The sequence below is a fragment of the Mesorhizobium sp. Root157 genome, assembly GCF_001427385.1.
Taxonomy (GTDB): Bacteria; Pseudomonadota; Alphaproteobacteria; order Rhizobiales; family Rhizobiaceae; genus Mesorhizobium.
On sequence record NZ_LMGJ01000038.1, the window covers coordinates 199,310 to 220,123 of the forward strand.

Consider the following 20,814-nt stretch of genomic DNA (forward strand, 5'->3'; position numbering starts at 1 on the left):
GTCAGCGTCTGGCGGTGGTCAGCCGACCGAGCCTTCAAGGGAAATACCGATGAGCTTCTGCGCCTCCACGGCGAACTCCATCGGCAGTTCCTGGATGACGTCCTTGACGAAGCCGTTGACGATCAACGCAATCGCTTCCTCTTCCGGAATGCCACGCTGCATGACGTAGAACTTCTGGTCGTCCGAAATCTTCGAAGTGGTTGCCTCGTGTTCGAACTTGGCCGTCGAGTTCTTCGCTTCCATGTAAGGCACGGTGTGTGCGCCGCACTGGTCGCCGATCAGAAGCGAGTCGCAATTGGTGAAGTTGCGCGCATTCGTTGCCTTGCGGTGCGCCGAAACCTGGCCGCGATAGGTGTTCTGCGAGAAGCCGGCGGCGATACCCTTGGAAATGATACGGCTGCGGGTGTTCTTGCCGAGGTGGATCATCTTGGTGCCGCTGTCGATCTGCTGATAGCCGTTAGACACGGCGATCGAATAGAACTCGCCCTGGCTGTCGTCGCCGCGCAGGATGCAAGACGGGTACTTCCAGGTAATGGCCGATCCTGTCTCGACCTGCGTCCACGAAATCTTCGAACGGTCGCCCCGGCAATCGCCGCGCTTGGTGACGAAGTTATAGATGCCGCCCTTGCCGTCGGAATCGCCCGGATACCAGTTCTGCACCGTCGAGTATTTGATCTCGGCATCATCCAGCGCGATCAGTTCCACCACGGCGGCGTGAAGCTGATTCTCGTCGCGCTGCGGAGCCGTGCAGCCTTCTAGATAGGACACGTAAGCGCCCTCTTCGGCGATGATGAGCGTACGCTCGAACTGACCGGTGCCCTTCTCGTTGATGCGGAAATAGGTCGAAAGCTCCATCGGGCAGCGAACGCCCTTGGGCACGTAGACGAACGATCCGTCGGTGAACACGGCGGAGTTCAGCGTGGCGTAGAAGTTATCGGAGATCGGGACCACGGAAGCGAGGTACTTCCTCACCAGTTCCGGGTGCTCGCGGATCGCTTCGGAGATCGAGCAGAAGATGACGCCGGCCGCAGCCAGTTCCTTCTTGAAAGTGGTGACGACCGACACGGAGTCGAAGACGGCATCTACCGCGACGCGGCCCGATTTGTAGACGTTGTCGCCCTCGCCATCCGGCGCGTCATCATCATTGGCCGCCGACTTCTGCACACCGGCCAGGATTTCCTGCTCTTTCAGCGGGATTCCAAGCTTTGCGTAGGTCTTGAGCAGTTCGGGATCGACGTCTTCGAGCGACGTCGGCCCTGGCGTCGACTTCGGCGCAGCGTAGTAGTGGATGTCCTGAAAATCGATCTTCGGGTACTCGACACGCGCCCAGGTCGGCTCCTCCAGCGTCAGCCAGCGACGATAAGCCTCCAGACGCCATTCAAGCATCCAGTCTGGCTCATCCTTCTTGGCCGAGATGAAGCGAATGATCTCTTCGCTCAGGCCCTTGGGGGCCTTGTCCATCGCGATTTCGGTCTCGAAGCCATATTTATATTGGTCGACGTCGATCTTGCGGACTCGATCAATCGTCTCCTGCACGGCAGGCATAAGCGTTCTCCATCCACGCCGGGGTCAAGGCCCGACAGTTTTCAAACTATGGCACCGTTCGGGTGGGAACGGCGTAAGTTCCATATAGTGCGTCCGGGCCGGAAATGCACCGGCCTATAGGGTCGCACGGCTCTACCAGACCCGAAGGTCCAATTCGCGCTGCCGTCAGGCGGCCTTGTCTCGGTTGGCACGGCGGGCGGCAATGCCCGCCAGCGCGTCGCGAAACAATTCCAGGTCGCGCGCGCTTGTCGCCTGCCCGATGGAGACGCGCAGCGCACCATGGCTTTCGTCATAGCCCATTGCCTTCAACACATGGCTGGGCCCGACCTTGCCGGAAGAACATGCCGAACCCGCCGACAAGGCCACACCGGCAAGATCGAAGGCTATTTGCGCGGTTTCGGCCTTGACGCCGGGAATGGCGAAAAATGTCGTATTGGCCAGGCGCGGTGCAGCACCGCCGAAGAATTCGGCATCGGGTACCAATTGCGCCACTACCGTCTCTATCTGCGAGCGCTTTTCGGCAACGGCACCAATGTCCGACAGTCCAGCAAGCGCCTGGCTGGCGGCTGCACCGAAGCCGGCAATGCCGACCAGATTCTCAGTACCGCCGCGATGGCCCTTTTCCTGGCCGCCGCCGCTGACCAGCGGGCTCGGCATCATCAGGTCGCCAGCGGCAACAAGCGCGCCAATACCCTTGGGGCCACCGATCTTGTGTGACGACAGAATCAAATAATCGGCACAAAACTTTGACATATCGAGAGGAATTCGGCCCGCCGCTTGAACGGCATCCAGTACGAGGATGCCACCCGCTACCTTCACGGCTTGCGCGATCTTTTCGATCGGCTGAATGACCCCGGTCTCGTTATTGGCCGCATGAACGGCGACCAAGGGCAACCCGGAAGCCTTGTCATGCGCGGTCAATGCAGCCGCAAGCGCATCCAGATCGATTACGCCATCGGCACCAACGCCAATGCGGCTGACATGCTCCGGCGCAAAACGGCCACCATTCAGCAGACACGGATGATCGGCAGTGCAGACATAGAGATGGCCCAGGCGCACGGCGCTGCGCCCCATTTTCCAGTCGGGCGCAAGCAAGGTCGATGCGGCCTCCGTCGCGCCGGAGGTGAAGACGACGTGTTCGGGCCTGGCATTGACCAATGCTGCAACATAGCGACGCGCATCTTCGATCATGCGACGGGCCATGCGGCCTTCCGAATGGACGGACGAAGGGTTGGCAGCCACATCGAGCGCCACGACCATAGCCGCACGCGCCGCATCGAGAAGCGGTGCGCTTGCGTTGTAGTCGAGATAGGCGCGTTCGGCAGCCATTTTGCTCTCAATGTCTCCGTGCCTGAAGCCGCTTTAAACGCAGAAGCGTTATTTCCTTGAAATCAAAGGGCCAGCCGTCCTATCTAGCGCCTTTGCGGCACGGGTGGCTAACCCACTCAGTTTTGAATAGTTCTAATCTGGTTCTAGAAACAGCTTCGACGCGCGTCAAGGTCGAATCTTGTGCAACCAGGTCAGGAATTGGTTCGACACCGCTTCATCGTTTGCAGTTCGGAGTTATCGATGCCTGAGGTCATATTTACAGGTCCGGCCGGTCGCTTGGAAGGCCGCTATCAACCTTCCAAGGAAAAGAGCGCACCGATTGCCATCGTCCTGCACCCGCATCCGCAATTCGGCGGAACGATGAACAACAAGATCGTGTACGATCTTTTTTATATGTTCCAGAAGCGCAATTTCACCACGTTGCGCTTCAATTTCCGGGGTATCGGCCGCAGCCAGGGCGAGTTCGACCACGGCACCGGAGAACTATCTGACGCCGCGGCGGCGCTCGACTGGGTTCAGTCGCTGCACCCCGATTCCAAAAGCTGCTGGGTGGCCGGCTACTCGTTCGGCTCGTGGATCGGCATGCAGCTTTTGATGCGCCGGCCCGAAATCGAAGGTTTCATTTCGATTTCGCCGCAGCCCAATATCTACGATTTCTCGTTCCTGGCCCCCTGCCCGTCGTCAGGCCTCATCATCCACGGTGACGCCGACAAGGTAGCGCCGACCAAGGACGTTCAGGGACTGGTCGACAAGTTGCACACCCAAAAGGGCATCACCATCACGCAAAAGACGATTCCCGGCGCAAATCACTTCTTCGCCAACGATTCGGAACTTCTGCTCCAGGAATGCGCGGACTACCTTGACCGCCGGCTGGCAGGCGAATTGGCCGACCCTCGTCCCAAGCGGCTAAGGTAGCGGACGCGCCAGCACACCGCCCGTGAGCGGCTGCAAGCAGCCGGTCGTCGTCGGAAACGTCAGCGGCAAACCTTTCACAACGCGTACCGCCAGATAAGCCCACGCCTCCGCTTCGGTGGCGTCGCCTTCCAGTCCGACATCTTCAGCAAGCACCGCTTGCGCGCCTGTCTGCTGTGCGGCCTTGCCAAGGTCGTGCATGATATGCGGGTTCTTGCGGCCTCCCCCGCAAGCGATCCACAGCTTGGGCGCACTTGGCAGGTGATCGACCGATTTCAGGATTGCTTGCGCTGAAACGGCAGCAAGCGTTCGCGCCCCATCGGCCAGTTCCAATCCTTCTGCTTCGGCAAGGGTGAAATCATTGCGGTCGAGCGACTTCGGTCCCGGCCGGTTGAAAAACGGCTTGCCCAGATAGTCTTGCACAACAGCGGCCACTACAGCGCCTTCGCTGGCGACTGCTCCATCTGCATCGAACGGGATGCCGCCTTCCCGCGAAACCCACTGATCGATCAACGCATTGCCGGGACCGGTGTCGAAGGCAATTGGATTCCCGGTTTCAGGCACATAGGTGATGTTGGAGATACCGCCGATATTGACGAACACGATCGGGAACTCTCCGGCATAGGGCGCTGACAGCGCCCGCGCCAAGGCGGCGTGATAGACGGGCACCAGCGGTGCGCCCTGCCCTTTATGCACCATGTCTTTGGCGCGCATGTCGTAAGCCACCGGCAGGCCGGTCAGCGCCGACAGAAGCTTGCCGTCACCAAGTTGGACAGTGAGGCCGGCTTGCGGCCGGTGCAGGACAGTCTGGCCGTGGAAGCCGACGATGTCAGGCTTTCCCCACTCAGCCATGCGCTGCCTGACAAAGATTGCCACGGCTTCGGCATGGCGCCGTGTGATTTCCTCCTCCAGCGAAGCCAGATCACCAGGCCGGTCGCTGCGCACCGTGATCTGCTTTGCCGTCTCCAGCGCTCGCGCAATGCGGTCACGGAAGGTTGCTTCATAAGGCACGAAGAAATTCGGCCCACGCTCGACGACATTTTCGCCGTCCGTCCTCAGCACAGCCAGGTCGATGCCGTCCATAGACGTACCGCTCATCAACCCGATCGCGCACATCGTTCCCATTTGGGTCCTCATTTGGCCCGCCGTTCTTGTGATTCCTTGCCTGCTGATGCTAAACGCGCGCGATCACACTTGCCACGCCGCAACCATTTTGGGCCGGCGCTTTCGGGAAAAGAAAAATGTCCGCCTTCAAGTCCGACTTCCTGCGCATCATGAGCGAGCGCGGCTTCATCCACCAGGTTTCGGATGAAAGCGGCCTTGACCAACTCTTCGCCAAGGAAACGGTGACGGCCTATATCGGCTTCGACCCGACCGCGCCCAGCCTGCACGCGGGCGGGCTGATCCAGATCATGATGCTCCACTGGATGCAGCAGACAGGTCACAGGCCCGTGGCGCTTATGGGCGGCGGCACTGGCATGGTAGGCGATCCATCCTTCAAGGACGAGGCGCGCAAACTTATGACGCCCGAGACCATCCAGTCCAATATCGACGGCATCAAAAGGGTGTTTTCCAACTACCTCAACTTCGGCGGGGGTCCGCGCGACGCGCTGATGGTCAACAATGCCGAATGGCTTCTTCCGCTCAACTATCTCGAATTCCTGCGCGATGTCGGCCAGCATTTCTCGGTCAACCGCATGCTCGCCTTCGATTCCGTAAAGCAGCGGCTTGACCGCGAGCAATCGCTGTCCTTCCTCGAGTTCAACTACATGATTCTGCAAGCCTACGATTTCGTGGAGTTGAACAAGCGTTACGGCGTGCGGCTGCAGATGGGCGGTTCCGACCAGTGGGGCAACATCGTCAACGGCATCGACCTCGGCCATAGGCTGGGCACACCGCAACTCTATGCGCTGACTACGCCGCTGCTGACGACCGCGTCGGGCGCCAAGATGGGCAAGTCGCTGGGTGGAGCAATCTGGCTCAACCCGGATATGCTGAGCCCGTATGATTTCTGGCAATATTGGCGCAATACCGAGGACGCCGATGTCGGCCGCTTCCTCAAACTGTACACGACGCTACCGCTTGACGAGGTCTCGCGGCTGGCTGCGCTCGGCGGATCCGAGATCAACGAAGCCAAGAAGGTGCTCGCCACCGAAATCACCGCACTTCTGCACGGCCGCGCTGCTGCCGAGCAAGCCGCCGAAACGGCACGCAAGACGTTCGAGGAAGGCGCGCTGGCCGAAACGCTGCCATCGGTCGAGGTCGCCAGAACCGCACTTGAGGCCGGCGTCGGCATCCTGTCGCTGCTCGTCACGGCAGGGCTTGCGTCATCGAACGGTGAGGCACGACGCCACGTCCAGGGTGGTGCGGTGCGTCTCAACGACCAGTCCATCTCCGACGACCGGCGTACAGTGACGCTTCAGGACTTGAGTCCGGAAAATGTCGTAAAGCTCTCGCTCGGCAAGAAAAAACACATCCTGGTGCGCCCAGCCTGAGCCACCCACCTTCAGGCACATCAAGGCCGATTACCGGAACTCGAAGATCGAGCGGAAGATTCCAGGCGCGATCACCGACAATGGATTGATTTCCAGGTCGGGCTTGTTGGCGTTGCCTTTCAACCGATAGGTCACGCCGATCAGGCCACGGTCGCGGCCATTGCCGAGGATCGCCCCCAAAAGCGGAATCTCGCCAAAGATGCGATTGAGACCGTAGGCGGGCATGAAGGTTCCGGTCATGTCGATATTGTTGTCCTGGTCGTAAAGCGTGCCCTGGAACGTGGTGCCGATCAGAGGCCCGCGCAGCACGCCGTTGGCCAGCTTGACGTAGCCTCGGCCTTTCTCGATCTCGGTGAAGCCGCGTTCGAACTGGACCCTCGAAGCGTCGATATCGCCCTTCACAGCCTGGTTGAGGCTGCGGCTGTCGCCAGCCGGCGTCGTGGAGACGATAGAGGCAAGCTTCGGTTCATTGACGACAAGAAAATCTCGCGCATCGATCTTGCCGCGCAACGGGCCATCGCTGCTGCCCTGCAGCGAAAGCAGGATACCGCCGCCTTGCATATGTTCATAGATGTTGAGGAACCGCAGAATGGCACCAGCATCGGCAGACCTGATGGTCATGGTTCGCTGCTCATTGCCGGCGACATTGTCTATCGTTATGGCCGCGCCCGAATTTGCAGTGGCGCTGACTTGCAGGCCATTGACCTTCGAGCCGGCAGCGCTGTAGTCCAGTTTCAGGCCTGAGAGCACCTCACCGTGGAAGCCCGACAGCGACTTGATATCGGCGCTGACCGAAATGGCATTCGTGCCTGTATCCTTGGTGGCGGTATCCACGTCCGAGGTGAATTGCTTGATCAGTGAGCGTGCGTCAAGCGACTGCCCCGATACGCTCACCGCATAGCCTTTGCCGGATCGCTTGACCGACACGGAAACGTCGTCGCCCCGGTTCAGTTGCACCTTGTCGAATTTTGCCGACACAAGGCTTCCACCTGAAAGGTCGACGTTGCCATCAATAGAGAACGACTTGCCGTCGAGATCGAATTTTGCGAGTCTGGTTACGGCACCGTCGTTGGTCATCACGAAGCTGACATCGGCAGGAATCCCGGTGCCCTTGCTCCAGCCCGCCCAAGGTATGCTGAGCGTAGCTCCAGTCAGGTCCGCCGTGACATCGCGGCTGCCGTCGTCGTTCTTTTCCAGTGCCACCTTCACCGTGCCGGAAAGCAGTGTGGAAAGCCCGGGCATGAAGGTTTCACGCGTCTTGTCGTTGATGATGAGCGCCACCTTGCGTCTCCGCGGCGGTCCGGCATCCTCCAAAGGCTCAACGAGATCGACCTCGGCTGGAATGCCGTTCAAGGTCGCGCTTGCTGCAATCACAGCCTTTTCGGGATCGACGACGATGGAACCGTTCGCTCCAGCCACCATCTGCCCGTCGAAGGGTTTCGCCAGCGCAAGGCCCTTGTAGTCGAGCGATACAAGCCAGCCGAGCTTGCTCGTATCCTGGCCCCTCTGCAGCGGAATGTCCGCTTTCACGTTTCCGGTCACGGTCCCCGAAATTTCTTCAGGCTTCAAACCGATATGGCGCATGGCATTGATCGGTTCGTAGGAGGCAAGCTCCACGATGGCCTGTGCATCCCCTGCCACGTCTATGTCGAGCTTGCCAATGACGGGCGGGCGATTGGCGCGATGGACCTTCATCTTACCGTTGCTGGCGGCAACAATGCGCCCGCTCGGCATGTAGACGGTGCCGGAGGACAGCGATATCTGCACGTCGTTACCGGCAAACTCGACCACACCGACGGCGTCCCGCACAGGCGGGATGCGACCTGCCACATCGAAGCGCGAACCTTCGACCTGGAAACGGCCAAAAACCTCCTTGCCTGAAAGCGGCACGCCATTGCCGGCCCGGCCCGGCGCGACATGATATTGCAGCGAGGCGTCCACCACCCGGCCGCCAAAAAGGTTCTTCAACACCCAGGCTCGCGCGTTGCCTGCCGAAAACCATGGCCACAGTTGCTTGACGTGCGAAACCGGCATGTCGTGGACGGTGAAGGCGATAAGCAGCCCCGGTACCTTGCCATCGACAAACTCGATCGCCGCGGTTCCAACGGCCTCCCCCACTGGGCCAGACTTGAGAGCGATCGTATCCGCCACCAGCTTGCGGCTTTCGGTCAGGTATACGCCCGCAACCCGCGCGATGAACTTCAGGCCGGGCTCCGGAGACTCTATCGGCGCCAAGGTCGAGCCGTCGCTGACAAGATCGTAGCGATAGGCCGGATCTTCGTTCGGAGTCCCGGAAGCCGGCTTTGGACCCACTGACCCTTCGAACGCAAAGGTCGATCTGCCGGTCTTCACCAGAAGCCGCTCGATATCGACCTTATTGGCGCCGGTTTCCAACTTGGCCTGCATTTCCACATCGGCGGGCAACCTGCCGCGCGGGCCGAGGTCAAGCACCGATCCAGCGAACGACAGCGCAGCCTCCAGCCGCGAAGATGTGTCGCCACTGCCCTCACTGCCGGAAAGGTGGAGCGAAACGGTACCCGGCGTGCTGCCTGAGGCGGCGGCGACCCCGCCTTCCCGTTCGCCAAGGTCGGCAGTCGCGGTCAACGTCCTGATCAGCTTCGTTTGCGGGTCGCCGATGACAACCGCCGTCAACGCAAGCGGCCTTCCGTCGACATCCATCCTGGATGCCAGTTCCACTTGCTCGGCCCCGGCTTGGGACACAGTGGCACTGGCAACCTTGATCGACTGCATCTCGCCTGCCTGTGGCAGCGCGAATTCGACATTCTCCAGCCTGATCTCGCGCAGCGAATCCATCTTCACGGCGTCCAGTGCCTGGCGGGCAGCTTCGAACGTCGCCGCGATCACCTTGTCGGGGTCAAGCAGGCCTTCTCCGTTGCGCAATGAAGCGGTCCAGTCATTGCCGCCCGAGGGCATTGCACCGATGTCGATGCGCGCATTGGATATTCTGGCGCTCGTCAGGCGCACCTCACCCGATAAGAGCGGAAAAAGCCGCATGCCGAAACGCACGGCTCCCGCGTCCAACATCCGGCGTCCACCCACCGCATCGAGTTTTACATCTCTAACCCGCAACGCCAGAAAACTCGATCCATCGAGCGTGATGTCGGCAGACCCAAGCGCAACAGCGACATCGACCCCCGCCAGTTTCTCGATGGCGCTCTCAGCTTCCTGCTGCAAGCGTCCGGCCCCTATTCCGAACGCCCCGATCGCATAAACAGAAACAGCGAGCAGGGCCAGAAGCCCTGCCAATCCCAGCGCGGCCAGCCTGAATATGCGAAACCGGCGGCCAATGGCAGATCGTCCCAGAGGCGGGACGTCGCGTGCGGACGGCAAGGCGCTCAGATCGGCGATCTCGTCGCGCCTGAACCTGACCTTTTCGTGCTGCGGCAGTTCCTGGTCCACACATTATTCCATTGCAAGAACACTCTCGTGGACGAATCCAGCCTCGACATTATATCGGTGAACCTTCACGTGTAACCTTAAACAAGGGCATCGATATGGCCGACATCACGGCAACCGACCTGAACATCGGCGATAGGGCACCCCAGTTTGAACTTGCCCGCGGTGGCGGCGGCACAGTCAGGCTGGCAGATTTCGTCGGAAAACCGGTCGTCCTCTATTTCTACCCGAAGGACGACACAACAGGTTGCACCGCCGAAGCGATCGACTTTTCCCAGTTAAAGCCCGAATTCGAGAAGGCCGGTGCGGTCGTGATCGGTGTCTCGCCTGACAGCGCGAAGAAGCACGACAAATTCAAGGCCAAACACGGGTTGACCGTCGACCTCGCCGCCGACGAGGATCGAAAGGTCATCGAAACGTATAATCTGTGGGTGGAAAAGCAGATGTACGGGCGCAGTTATATGGGCGTCGAGCGCGCAACCTTCCTGATCGGCCGCGACGCCCGGATCGCCGCCATATGGCGCAAGGTGCGCGTCAAGGGCCATGCCCAGGCTGTATTGCAGGCCGTTCGCGAACTCTGAAGCGCGCCACGCCCAAAACTGCAACCGGTCCCCAGTTTCCGGCAACATGCTTTGATCGCGCGGACTCACGATGGTCCGCCGAACAAAGCTTTGTTAACCCTAATAATGTTTAAATCGGCCCGTCGACATCGTTAACAAAGGCGTGTCTCGTGGCAGTATCCGGTCAGTCAGCGGTTTTCGGCAAACGCAAGGAACCCCACACCGTCATCATTGCACGTGGCGATGAGATTCGACATTTCACCGTTCGCCCGTGGCTTGCCGCTTTTGCCGGATCGGCGCTGGCGGCGGTCGTCATCGGCTATCTGGCTGCCACATCCTATCTCGTCTTGCGCGACAACCTCATCGGCGCCGCAACGGCCCGCCAGGCACGCATCCAGCAAGCCTATGAAGATCGCATTTCGGCGCTCCGCTCCCAGGTCGACAGGATCACCAGCAGACAGTTGCTCGACCAGCAACTGATGGAAACTAAGGTCAGCGAACTGATCGAGCGCCAGACACAACTCAGTGAACGGCATGGGCGGCTTGGCCCTCTGCTTGAGCGGGCGGAAGGCGGTATCGGCAATCTTTTGCCACAGACTGCGCCTGTGCCAGCAGCCCGCGAAGATACGCGCGCAGCAGTGACCGGTAGTCTTGTCGGACCCCAGAATGTCGCTCTGGCCGGGTTCAGTCCGACAGGTACCAGGCCATTCGCCTTCTGGGCGACCCGTTCTGATACTGAACCACAGGATTCACCGGCTGACCGCGCCGACAAACTCTTTGTCTCCATCAATCAGTCGCTCAAGGCCATTGAGGGCGACCAGATCGCCCAGATATCCACTCTGGCCAACTCCGCCTCCCAAAGCGCCGATGTCATTTCCAATGCACTGGAAGCCGCTGGCTTGCCGGTCGATAGCCACTTCGACAAGGACGATTTCGGCAAAAGCGACGTCGGCGGCCCGTTGATCCCGGTCGACGGCGCAACGATTTTCGACACGAAGGTCGAGGAACTCGACGAAGCGCTCGATGCGCTCGACCAAGTCAAGAAGGAGGCACGCCGCCTGCCTCTTGCAAATCCGGCGCCCGGACACGTGGTAACCAGCCCATTCGGGGTTCGCACCGATCCTCTCATCGGCTCAGCCGCTCTCCATTCCGGCATGGATTTCCGCGCTCCCACCGGCATGGACGCCAAGGTCACCGCACCCGGGGTAGTCGTGAAGGCAGGTTGGAATGGAGGCTACGGGCGTATGGTCGAGGTCGATCACGGCCAGGGCTTCACCACTCGATACGCACATCTCAGCCAGATCCTGGTCAACGTCGGTGAAAAGCTGGAGACCGGCGATCTCGTTGGCAGGACCGGCAGCAGTGGTCGCTCGACCGGCCCGCACCTGCATTATGAAGTGAGGCACAACGGCCAAGCGGTCGATCCCCTAGGGTTTTTGGCCGTGGGCAAGAAGATCGCCCAGTATCTCTGAACGCGCCTTTAGCGGCGGCCAAGGCTTTCTCGGACCTGATGGAAACTGGTGGTGTTTGCAGTCTTTGGCGAACTAGCCTCTGGTTTGGTTTGGCTGGTTTACAGGGAAAATACAGGGAATTTGAACGATTTTGGATGCAGGAGGCGCATTCTGGCGTCCAATTGCGCGGCAATACCAATGGGTTGCTGGGGAATTCCCTGCTAGGAAGAACAGGGAATTCAGATTCGCGGATCAGGGAACGCGAGATTCGCTAACAGGAAAGTTGGTGTTGGTTACAGGCAACTCTGCCCGTTATGAGCGACGAGCTTGGTCATCCCGCCCGGGGGGGGTCAATCTCCGTCATCCAGATCCGCATCTGCGGCATGCAGGAGAACGATCGCGTGTTCGTCTTCCTGGCTGAGCACCTGCACGGCGAGTTCGCCTGAAAGGGCGCGGATGTTCCAGTCTTGCGGGTCCGTCTCGATCATCTCGGACGTACGTGCATCTTGAGGCACGCATGGAAGGATCGGCAACGGATCGCCTTCCTGAAGTCCTATCCAAGGAAACTCGCTGCCACGAACGGCATAAATAAAGCTACTGTCCCTCGCGAAGATCACCGCCAGGCGCTCTTTGTGCAGTTCGACATAGCGGCGCGCTGCGGCGGCTTTGCTGATGTCGAGCGCCACATGCATGGAAAGCACATGTTCCAGATCCGGAAGTCGGCGCAGATAAGGTTTGAACAGGCGCGACGGCGCCAGGAGTTCAATTGCGAACTGATTGGCTTCGCGCTCTTGCTTTACATGACGTGCATTGCCAGATGGCGATGCCATGTCGCGCTGGCTGCAGCGAAATCCGGTATCGTCTGTCGTAAGGTGCCACCCGCATAAAAAATGACCAAGCTCGTGAGCGAGTGAGTAGTTCCTTCGCTGCGGTGAAGCCAGCGAATTGAGCAGGACGGTCCCGAAATCCCGCTCCGGCCTGGTTAGCAGCATGCCTTCGAAGTTTTGAAGCGGCTTGGTTTTGATCTCATCGATGTCCAGCGCCCGTGCGATATCATAGATCGGAACAGGGCCTGGAATGTCACCCAGCTGGCGGTGAATCTCCGCGGCAATCCTCACCGGATCGGTGGCAACATCATCTATGTCTATGCGTTCAAGCGCGACGCTGCTGTTCACGTTCTTTGCGCCGCCTGATGTAGGACTGGATCATGTCGTCGACCGCAACGCGCTCATGGTCTTCCAGTTGACCTGCCAGCCGAAACATTCGGGCCAGTTCCGGATCCGCATCCCTGGCCTCGAAGTCCTCGCCAACCAGGAAGGCGACCGAGACCTTGAAGTGGTTGGCCAGACCCTCAATCACGGTTAGCGAGGGATTGGCTGAACGCCCCCGCTCAAGATCCCAGATGTGGGTCTTGGTCACACCGACGGCATTGGCGACATCCTGCAGCGATTCCTTGGCCTGGCGTCTGAGTTCGGCAATGCGGGCTCCGAAAGCCATGCAAACCTCCATTTTGGGATTGCCGAGAGCAAAGCACACGGTCGCACAACCGTCAACACAGCCTTACGTAATTGGGCATCTTGACGAACGAGAAGTCGTCAATATGATCTTACGATATCGGCCACCGATTCGGAAAGCCAAGGAACATGACCGACCCAACCATCGACATGATCTCCCCCGCACTGCTGCGTCCTTGGGCGAAGAATGCCCGCACGCATTCGAAGAGACAAATCAGGCAGATCGCCGACAGCATCAAGACGTTTGGGTTTACCAATCCGGTGTTGATCGATGCCGACAACACCATCCTTGCCGGCCACGGCCGGGTTGAGGCCGCCAGGTTGATTGGAATGGACAAGGTTCCCTGCGTCCGCCTTGAGCATATGACGCCTGAACAGAAACGGGCCTATGTGCTTGCCGACAACAAGCTGGCGATGAACGCGGGCTGGGATGACGAACTGCTGGCGGATGAGTTGAAAGCCCTGCTCGACATCGACCTCGCCTTCGACCTGGAAATCACTGGCTTCTCGCATGCCGAGATTGACAGCCTCGTCGAAGGGTTGATCCCGGAAGAGCCGGGCGATCCAGATGATGATGTGCTGCCGGACATCGATCCTGCCGCCTCGCGCTGCCAGCCTGGCGACATCTTCCAGCTCGGCCGTCACCGGCTGGTGTGCGGATCTGCTCTTGATCCGGCCGTGGTTGCTGCCCTGATGGATGGCGAGCACGCCACCATGGTGTTTACCGACCCACCCTACAATGTTCCCATCGATGGCCATGTCGGTGGATCCGGCAAGATCAAGCATCGCGAATTTGCGATGGCCAGCGGCGAGATGACGAAAGACCAGTTCACCGTCTTTCTCAAGACCGCCTTCATCAATCTCGCCTCGGCGAGTGCCGACGGCTCCATCCACTTCATCTGCATGGACTGGCGCCATATGGGGGAAATGCTTGCGGCTGGCGAAGGAATCTATTCGGAATTGAAGAACCTGATCGTTTGGGCAAAAGACAATGGCGGCATGGGCACCTTCTACCGCTCGCGCCATGAACTGATCTTTGCCTTCAAGCATGGCGACGCTGCTCACATCAACACTTTCGAGCTTGGGCAACATGGGCGCTACCGCACCAATGTCTGGCAGTACAAGGGTGTCAACACCCTGAAAGCGGGCCGCATGGATGAGCTTTCGCTACATCCGACAGTCAAGCCGGTGCAGATGATTGCCGATGCGATCAAGGATGTATCCGGGCGTGGCGATATCGTGCTGGACCTGTTCGGAGGTTCGGGCTCCACCTTGATTGCCGCCCACAAGACCGGTCGACGTGCTTACCTTTGTGAGCTTGATCCGGTCTATTGCGATCGCATCATCAGGCGATGGGAGGCCTATGCCAGGGATGACGCCGAACAGGTCGCCTGTGGCATCGGAACGCCCAATCAATTGCGTGAGGCAGCCGAGTGATGGCAGTCTCGGACGATCCCCACCGCAAGGCACTTACCGTTCGCCCGGATTCGGGCGACTACGCGGTCGGCTATGGCAAGCCGCCGGCAGAGAACCGTTTCCAGAAAGGACAATCCGGCAATCCGCGTGGGCGCCCGAAAGGCAGTCGCAACAGATCAAAATTGCCCGCCATCAACGAGGAGCGAATGAAATCCATCCTGCTGGAAGAAGCCTATCGCACCATCAGGCTCAACGAAGGCCACGGCCACGTCACCATTCCTATGGCACAGGCCGTTATCCGTTCACTGGCCGTAAACGCCGCCAAGGGCAACCAGCGGGCGCAACGTCTGTTCACCGAACTGCTCTTCACTACAGAGCGCGAGAACAAGCGGCTTCATGACGAGTTCCTCGACGCCGCAATCTCCTACAAGGTAGGTTGGGAGCGCGAGTTCGAACGGCGGCAACGCCTGGGCATCACCGGTCCCGAGCCCCTTCCCCATCCCGATCATGTCATCGTCGACATCCGCACCGGCGAGGTCGCCATAAAAGGGCCGGCAACGCCGGAAGAAAAGGTCAGGTGGGACTGGATGCGTGAGCGCAAGCTGGACTACATCAAGGAAGTCGAAGAGCTGAACCAACTCCTGCTCGACGAGCCGGACTATCCCTACAGGGAGCAGGTCATCGCCGACATCGAACACAACACCAAAATCATCAATATGATCAGAAGGGTCATGCCGGATTAGGTCGGGCGCAAGCGCCACATTGCCGTCGATACGGATGGTCGGCTACTTTTGGGCAGCCAGACCGCCGAGGTCGTCCACAGCACGACCCTGCCTATACTGATCGTATTCGATCAGCACCGGTAAAAGCTGTCTGCCACCGCTTTGACCGGAACTGGTGCTTCTTACTTTTCAGTCAACAAGTCATGCAATGCCAGCGCGACGACTTTGGTCGCAAGGGCAAGATCGTCGAGCTTGAGCTTTTCGTCGGCGCGGTGGGCGTTCGCCTCCAGCATCGTGCGGGGGCCTGCGCCATAAAGCACCGTCGGAATGCCCGCGTTGCAGTAGTGGCGCGCGTCCGTATAGATCGGCACGCCGTGAGCCTGGATATCTTCACCAGTCAATGCCGAGGCGTGGCGCTGCAGCGCACTTGCCAGCACGTCTCCGCCTTCGATCGGCTTCAGCGGATTCGCCAGCATGAGCTGGCGCACATTGCAGTCGATGCCCGGCATCTCACGCGCTGATTGCTCGATGAAGGCGATCAGGTCGCGCGCAACTTCCGGCCCGTTCTCTTCGGGGATCATGCGGCGGTCGACGCGCATGGTTATCTTGTCCGGTACGACGTTGGTGTTGATGCCGCCGGAAATTAACCCGACGACCATGGAAGGAATGGTGATGCCACTGACCGAGGATTTCTGGCTGGCGAAGCCGGCGCGCAGCGAATAGAGCCGGTTCAGGATATGGGTCGTGGCTTCCAGCGCGTCCACGCCCGTTTCCGGGCGAGCCGCGTGCGCAGACCTGCCTCGCACCTCGACATCGAGATGCAGGCAGCCGTTGTGGGCCGTCACCACGCCGTAGGACAGGCCGGCGCAGATGACATAGTCCGGCTTGGTTAAATCTTGCTGCAACAGAAGGAGCGGGCCGATATCACCGCCGACCTCCTCGTCATAGGTCAGGTGGATTTCGACGGTTCCGTTGAGCCTCTCGCCGAGCGACATCAAGGCAAGCAGGGCATAGGCATAGCTGACGAAGTCGGACTTAGAGGTGGCCACGCCGCGACCATACATCCAGCCATCCTTGATGACCGCGCCATACGGATCGACCGTCCAACCCTCGCCGGGCGCAACCACGTCGCCATGCGCGTTCAGCGCAATCGTCGGACCCGGGCCGAAGCGGTGACGCACGATCAGATTGCTGGCACTGATCATGCCGACCTTTTCCACCAGGTCCTGCGGCACCTTGTGGCGCTCGACCTCGAAGCCAAGCGCTTCGTAGAGTTCGGCGGCGCGATCGGCGTGCGGCTGGCAGTCGCCCGGCGGGTTGTCGGATGCGACCTTCACCAGTTCGGCCAGCATTCGGACCTGGTCGTCGCGATGCGCGGCAATGAATTCGATGAGACGGCTCTCAGCTTCGTTGACCGAAGGTGAAGCAACTGGGCTGGAAGTCATTATCAGTTCCCTTGAAAATTTTCGATGAAGTGGAGGAGTGTCGAGGCGCCGGCGGCAACGTCGCCGGGGGTCACGGATTCTTCCGGCGAATGGCTGATGCCGTCCTTGCAACGCACGAAGATCATGCCGATACCGGTCAACTGACTCATCGCCATGCCGTCATGGCCGGCGCCACTTGGCAGGAGAATTGGTTCGCTGCCCGCGCTTTCCACCGCCGCCTGCAACGTGCTGATGAAATCCGGCGCGCAAGGACAGGACTTCAGATCGAGAATGACCTCGACGGTGGCGGTCACGCCGCGCTTTGCCGCGATCTCTCGCGCTGCCTTTTCCACCTCGGCAAAGGCTGCCTTGCGCACCTCGTCCTCTTGGGAGCGAAGGTCGATGGAGAAGGAGACAGCGCCTGGAATGACGTTGATCAATCCAGGCTCTGCCTTGATGAAGCCGACCGTACCGACGGTGTTGTCGTGGGAGGATGCGATACGTTCGACTGCCAACGCGATTTCACTTGCCGCAAGCAACGGGTCCTGTCGCATACCCATAGGCACTGTACCGGCGTGATTGGCCGCACCCTTGACTTGGACCATGGCGCGGGTCTGGCCGCTGATCGCCGTTACCACCCCGACGGGCAGGTCCTTCGCCTGAAGCACGGGGCCTTGCTCGATGTGCAGTTCGACATAGCCGATGACGTCACCCGGTTTGCGAGCCGCTTCGGAGATGCGTGCTGGATCGAGGCCGAACGCCGAAAGCGCATCGCGCAAGGTGAGGCCGGCGTCGTCCTTTGCATTGAGCAGGTCATCGCCATACTGGCCGGTGATGGCCCGGCTGCCGGCCAGCGTCGTTCGGAAACGGGTGCCCTCCTCATCGCCGAATGCGACGACCTCAATGCCGAACGGCAGACGCTTGCCGCGCGCATTGAGCGCTGCGACGCAATCGAGCGAGGTAATCACGCCGAGCGGTCCATCGTAGCGGCCGGCGTTGATCACGCTGTCCATATGCGAACCGGTGATCAGGTATGGCCCGCCGCCTGCTTGCGCATGATAGCGGCCGACTACGTTGCCGACTTCGTCGATGTGGGCATCCATGCCCGCCTCGCACATCCAGCGCACGAGCGTTTCCGCCGCGGCGCGATGCTGGGGCGTGAGATAGAGGCGCGTAACGCCCTCGCCCGGCTCGCTGATGCGGCCAAGCTCGTCGCAGCGCGCGAGGATGCGTTTACCCGCATCAGCCTCATCCATGTAGGATACCATCAACCGTCTCCCGGATGCCTGCTTCTCAGTCTTGAGGAGCGTGGTGCTTGTGCCAGTGGCGAGCGATTTCGTCGCGACGGCAGATCCAGACGCCCTCGTGCTTCTGCACGTAGTCGAGGAAGCGCAGGAAGGAGGCCCAGCGACCGGGGCGCCCGACGATGCGCAGGTGCAACCCTGCCGACATCATGCGCGGTGTGCGGTCGCTCTCGCGATAGAGCACGTCGAAGGTGTCCTTCAGATAGGCGAAATACTGGTCGCCCGAGTTGAAGCCGGCAGTGGCGACGAAACGCATGTCGTTGGCTTCGAGCGTATAAGGGATGCGCAGGTGGTTCTTGCCGCCCACCTTTTCCCAGTAGGGAACATCATCGGCATAGGTGTCGGCGTCGTAGAGGAAGCCGCCCTCCTCCACCACCAACTTCAGCGTATTCGGGCTGCAACGGCCCGTGTACCAACCAACCGGCCGCTCGCCGGTGACGCGCTCGATGGTATCTATAGCGAGCTTCATGTGTGCCCGCTCGGTGTCCTCGCCCATCCACTGGTGGTCGACCCACTTCCAGCCATGGCTGGCGATCTCGTGGCCCAGCGAGTGCATGATCTTGCCGGCTTCCGGATAGTGTTCCAGCGCCAGGCCATTAGCGAGCACGGTGGTGTTGATGCCGCGCGCCTTGAACTCGTCGAAGATACGCCAGAAGGCGACGCGCGTGCCGTATTCATAGAGTGACTCCATGTTCATGTTGCGCACACCGAACAGTTGCGGCGCGCCCATGATGTCGGAGATGAAGTTTTCCGAATGGGCATCGCCGTGAAGAACGCAATTCTCCGAGCCTTCCTCGAAGGCCACGATGAATTGAAGCGCCAGCTTCGCCCCGTTCGGCCAGTTTGCCTGCGGAGGCGTGCGGCCATACCCAACCATGTCACGCGGATAAGTCATCCCTCAGTTCCTTCTCAGTTTTTCCGAATGGCCGATGCCGGGCCACTCTCGCCAATTTCCAAATGGCGTACGGAACCGCTCAGCTTCTTCGGCAATGGATAGGCGAGATCGCCCACAGCAAGCAAAGCCCCCCTTTCACACATCGATCAAAGCCCGGCCTTATAGACCTAAATACAGCTATGCGGAGAGTGGTTCACTCGCCAGAGCGCTATGAATACCACTACGCCCCCTTAAGATCTGCAGTATTAGATCAATATTGATTCGCACGATCTGGTTCAATTAAATACATTCAAACCAAACAACCTCTCTTGTGCTTCGGTGCTCTTGAGCGTAGAGTTTTCACAACAATGGTGTCAATTAATTCATTGACACGGTGTCAAAGTGGTGGGGAACATGTGGTTTCCAGAGATCAAGAGGGGCAACGGCCCCATATACCTAGCGATTTGCGAGGCCCTTGAGCGGGACATCGCTGAAGGTCGACTGAAGCCAAGCGACCGCCTGCCGGCGCAACGTGACCTTGCCTACAGGATCAACGTCACTGTCGGCACGGTGGCCAGGGCCTATGCGGAAGCAGCCGAGCGCGGCCTTGTCGTCGGAGAGGTCGGGCGTGGCACCTTCATCAACGATTTCGGCAACGATCGCGACAACATCACCCGACTGACGGTTCCCGACAAGCCGCAGCCGGAAGTGATCGACCTTGGACTCAACCTGTCGGCGATTGGCGAGGCCGAGGAGATACTGCGGGCGACGCTGAAGGAAATGACCCGTTCAGGTTCGCTGGATTCGCTGCTGACTTACCAGCCGAGCGCCGGCATACTGTCGCACCGGGCAATCGCCGCGCAGTGGCTCGGCCGCATCGGGGTGCGCGCGCACCCCGACAATGTCATCATCTGCAATGGCGGCCAGCACGGATTGATGCTCGCCATAATGGCGCTTGCCGGTCACGGCGAGTCGATTGCCACCGAAGCGCTCACCTATCCGGGCGCAAGGGCGATCGCGCACCAGTTCGGCATCAATCTTAGCGCCCTGCCGATGGACAAGGAGGGCATCGATCCGACGACCCTGCGCGAACTTTGTGAAACAAGAAGACCCAAAGCGCTTTACTGCATGCCGGTGCTGCAAAACCCAACGACGATCACCATGACCGAAGGGCGGATGCACGAGATCGCGGAGATCGTCGAGCACTATGGGCTCTACATCATCGAAGACGATGTGTACGGGTTCCTGGCAGAGCACAGACCCCTGCCCTTCGCTGCGATCATCCCCGAGCGGACGATTTATCTCACAAGCGCCTCGAAAAGCATGGCGCCCGGCCTGCGCATCGGCTTCCTGGCGGTGCCGCCAAAATTGAGCCGATCCATCCAGGAAATCGTGACAATGAGCAACTGGATGTCGGCTCCGTTCATGGCCGCGGTCGCAACCAGTTGGATCGTCAACGACCATGCGGACAAGATGATCGCCTGGCATCGCCAGCAGGCGCGCGAGCGCCAGGACCTAGCGTCCCAAATCCTCGGTCCGCATTTCCATCGATCCTCTATCCCCTGCTACCATCTATGGCTGCAACTGCCTGAACCGTGGCGCATGGATTCATTTTCGGCTTTGGCTTTGCGCGAAGGCGTGCGGGTGATCACGGCGGATGCGTTCTCCGTGAAGCGGGACCACGCGCCACATGCGGTTAGGCTCTGCCTTGGTGCTGCACATTCATTGCCCGACATCGCGGTAGGGCTGGACAGGCTGGTCGGGCTCCTGGGATCACGGCCCAGGCCGCATATGGACCTGCAGTCCATCGGCTATATGTAACTGGAAAATAGGTATTTTGGCGCATAGTAT

16 protein-coding genes and 1 pseudogene are annotated in these 20,814 nt (G+C 59.9%); 8 read left to right on the top strand and 9 right to left on the bottom strand.

Going from position 1 to position 20,814, the window contains the following annotated elements:
• Positions 1 to 18 precede the first annotated feature (18 nt).
• Together sufB and ASD64_RS20160 are read right to left on the bottom strand one after the other, a co-directional pair.
• Positions 19 to 1,545 (bottom strand): Fe-S cluster assembly protein SufB, encoded by a 1,527-nt coding sequence (gene sufB, locus ASD64_RS20155; protein ID WP_056109072.1) that lies wholly within the window; start codon positions 1,543 to 1,545, stop codon positions 19 to 21.
• Positions 1,546 to 1,710: 165 nt separating this feature from the next.
• Positions 1,711 to 2,874, bottom strand: a complete 1,164-nt coding sequence (locus ASD64_RS20160; RefSeq protein WP_056109076.1) for a cysteine desulfurase family protein — start codon at positions 2,872 to 2,874, stop codon at positions 1,711 to 1,713.
• A gap of 240 nt (positions 2,875 to 3,114) precedes the next feature.
• Between ASD64_RS20160 and ASD64_RS20165 the strand changes: the two genes are divergently transcribed.
• Positions 3,115 to 3,789: an alpha/beta hydrolase gene (locus ASD64_RS20165; RefSeq protein ID WP_056109078.1), complete on the top strand. Its 675-nt coding sequence runs from the start codon at positions 3,115 to 3,117 to the stop codon at positions 3,787 to 3,789.
• Here ASD64_RS20165 and ASD64_RS20170 read toward each other — a convergent pair.
• Positions 3,781 to 4,911: an anhydro-N-acetylmuramic acid kinase gene (locus ASD64_RS20170; protein ID WP_056109081.1), complete on the bottom strand. Its 1,131-nt coding sequence runs from the start codon at positions 4,909 to 4,911 to the stop codon at positions 3,781 to 3,783. The two genes, ASD64_RS20165 and ASD64_RS20170, sit on opposite strands and share 9 nt — an antisense overlap.
• Before the next feature lie 116 nt (positions 4,912 to 5,027).
• On the opposite strand from ASD64_RS20170, the gene tyrS reads away from it, so the two are divergent.
• The gene (gene tyrS, locus ASD64_RS20175) at positions 5,028 to 6,281 is read left to right on the top strand and encodes a tyrosine--tRNA ligase (RefSeq protein ID WP_056109083.1); all 1,254 of its coding nucleotides are present in this window, start codon (positions 5,028 to 5,030) and stop codon (positions 6,279 to 6,281) included.
• 30 nt (positions 6,282 to 6,311) lie between these two features.
• On the opposite strand, the gene ASD64_RS20180 is transcribed toward tyrS, so the two are convergent.
• Positions 6,312 to 9,701 carry a DUF3971 domain-containing protein gene (locus ASD64_RS20180; RefSeq protein WP_056109086.1) on the bottom strand — a complete coding sequence of 1,130 codons (3,390 nt, stop codon included), beginning with the start codon at positions 9,699 to 9,701 and terminating at the stop codon, positions 6,312 to 6,314.
• Between the two features lie 95 nt (positions 9,702 to 9,796).
• Between ASD64_RS20180 and ASD64_RS20185 the strand changes: the two genes are divergently transcribed.
• Together ASD64_RS20185 and ASD64_RS20190 are read left to right on the top strand one after the other, a co-directional pair.
• Positions 9,797 to 10,279 (top strand): peroxiredoxin, encoded by a 483-nt coding sequence (locus tag ASD64_RS20185; protein WP_056109092.1) that lies wholly within the window; start codon positions 9,797 to 9,799, stop codon positions 10,277 to 10,279.
• Positions 10,280 to 10,428: 149 nt separating this feature from the next.
• Positions 10,429 to 11,730, top strand: a complete 1,302-nt coding sequence (locus ASD64_RS20190) for a M23 family metallopeptidase (RefSeq protein ID WP_056109096.1) — start codon at positions 10,429 to 10,431, stop codon at positions 11,728 to 11,730.
• Positions 11,731 to 12,059: 329 nt separating this feature from the next.
• Here the strand turns inward: ASD64_RS20190 and ASD64_RS20195 are convergent, their stop codons facing one another.
• Entirely contained in the window at positions 12,060 to 12,884 is an 825-nt protein-coding gene (locus ASD64_RS20195) for an ImmA/IrrE family metallo-endopeptidase (RefSeq protein ID WP_056109099.1), read from the bottom strand.
• Positions 12,862 to 13,206: a helix-turn-helix domain-containing protein gene (locus ASD64_RS20200; protein WP_082550072.1), complete on the bottom strand. Its 345-nt coding sequence runs from the start codon at positions 13,204 to 13,206 to the stop codon at positions 12,862 to 12,864. Before ASD64_RS20200 ends, ASD64_RS20195 begins: the two co-directional genes overlap by 23 nt.
• Before the next feature lie 146 nt (positions 13,207 to 13,352).
• On the opposite strand from ASD64_RS20200, the gene ASD64_RS20205 reads away from it, so the two are divergent.
• From ASD64_RS20205 to ASD64_RS22080, 3 genes and pseudogenes are all read left to right on the top strand, one after another.
• Entirely contained in the window at positions 13,353 to 14,660 is a 1,308-nt protein-coding gene (locus ASD64_RS20205) for a site-specific DNA-methyltransferase (RefSeq protein ID WP_056109102.1), read from the top strand.
• On the top strand, positions 14,660 to 15,382 hold the full coding sequence (locus ASD64_RS20210; RefSeq protein ID WP_056109105.1) for a DUF5681 domain-containing protein: 723 nt from the start codon (positions 14,660 to 14,662) through the stop codon (positions 15,380 to 15,382). The genes ASD64_RS20205 and ASD64_RS20210 overlap by 1 nt, the downstream gene beginning before the upstream one ends.
• Positions 15,383 to 15,466, top strand: a pseudogene (locus ASD64_RS22080) (IS5/IS1182 family transposase); the annotation flags it as partial.
• 77 nt (positions 15,467 to 15,543) lie between these two features.
• Here ASD64_RS22080 and ASD64_RS20215 read toward each other — a convergent pair.
• Genes ASD64_RS20215 through puuE form a run of 3 tightly spaced genes read right to left on the bottom strand, consistent with a single transcriptional unit; the run spans position 15,544 to position 18,984 of the window.
• Positions 15,544 to 16,806 carry an ArgE/DapE family deacylase gene (locus ASD64_RS20215; RefSeq protein WP_056109108.1) on the bottom strand — a complete coding sequence of 421 codons (1,263 nt, stop codon included), beginning with the start codon at positions 16,804 to 16,806 and terminating at the stop codon, positions 15,544 to 15,546.
• A gap of 2 nt (positions 16,807 to 16,808) precedes the next feature.
• Complete coding sequence (locus ASD64_RS20220) at positions 16,809 to 18,053, bottom strand: allantoate amidohydrolase (protein WP_056109111.1); 1,245 nt, start codon at positions 18,051 to 18,053, stop codon at positions 16,809 to 16,811.
• A gap of 25 nt (positions 18,054 to 18,078) precedes the next feature.
• Complete coding sequence (gene puuE, locus ASD64_RS20225) at positions 18,079 to 18,984, bottom strand: allantoinase PuuE (protein ID WP_056109114.1); 906 nt, start codon at positions 18,982 to 18,984, stop codon at positions 18,079 to 18,081.
• Between the two features lie 393 nt (positions 18,985 to 19,377).
• Between puuE and ASD64_RS20230 the strand changes: the two genes are divergently transcribed.
• Positions 19,378 to 20,784, top strand: a complete 1,407-nt coding sequence (locus ASD64_RS20230; RefSeq protein WP_056109117.1) for a PLP-dependent aminotransferase family protein — start codon at positions 19,378 to 19,380, stop codon at positions 20,782 to 20,784.
• Positions 20,785 to 20,814: the final 30 nt, after the last annotated feature.

Bases quoted from the DNA above. Each gene is read 5' to 3' on its own strand.
- sufB (WP_056109072.1), bottom strand. From the start codon at position 1,545: ATGCCTGCCGTGCAGGAGACGATTGATCGAGTCCGCAAGATCGACGTC.
- ASD64_RS20160 (WP_056109076.1), bottom strand. From the start codon at position 2,874: ATGGCTGCCGAACGCGCCTATCTCGACTACAACGCAAGCGCACCGCTT.
- ASD64_RS20165 (WP_056109078.1), top strand. From the start codon at position 3,115: ATGCCTGAGGTCATATTTACAGGTCCGGCCGGTCGCTTGGAAGGCCGC.
- ASD64_RS20170 (WP_056109081.1), bottom strand. From the start codon at position 4,911: ATGGGAACGATGTGCGCGATCGGGTTGATGAGCGGTACGTCTATGGAC.
- tyrS (WP_056109083.1), top strand. From the start codon at position 5,028: ATGTCCGCCTTCAAGTCCGACTTCCTGCGCATCATGAGCGAGCGCGGC.
- ASD64_RS20185 (WP_056109092.1), top strand. From the start codon at position 9,797: ATGGCCGACATCACGGCAACCGACCTGAACATCGGCGATAGGGCACCC.
- ASD64_RS20200 (WP_082550072.1), bottom strand. From the start codon at position 13,206: ATGGCTTTCGGAGCCCGCATTGCCGAACTCAGACGCCAGGCCAAGGAA.
- ASD64_RS20205 (WP_056109102.1), top strand. From the start codon at position 13,353: ATGACCGACCCAACCATCGACATGATCTCCCCCGCACTGCTGCGTCCT.
- ASD64_RS20210 (WP_056109105.1), top strand. From the start codon at position 14,660: ATGGCAGTCTCGGACGATCCCCACCGCAAGGCACTTACCGTTCGCCCG.
- ASD64_RS20215 (WP_056109108.1), bottom strand. From the start codon at position 16,806: ATGACTTCCAGCCCAGTTGCTTCACCTTCGGTCAACGAAGCTGAGAGC.
- ASD64_RS20220 (WP_056109111.1), bottom strand. From the start codon at position 18,053: ATGGTATCCTACATGGATGAGGCTGATGCGGGTAAACGCATCCTCGCG.
- puuE (WP_056109114.1), bottom strand. From the start codon at position 18,984: ATGACTTATCCGCGTGACATGGTTGGGTATGGCCGCACGCCTCCGCAG.
- ASD64_RS20230 (WP_056109117.1), top strand. From the start codon at position 19,378: ATGTGGTTTCCAGAGATCAAGAGGGGCAACGGCCCCATATACCTAGCG.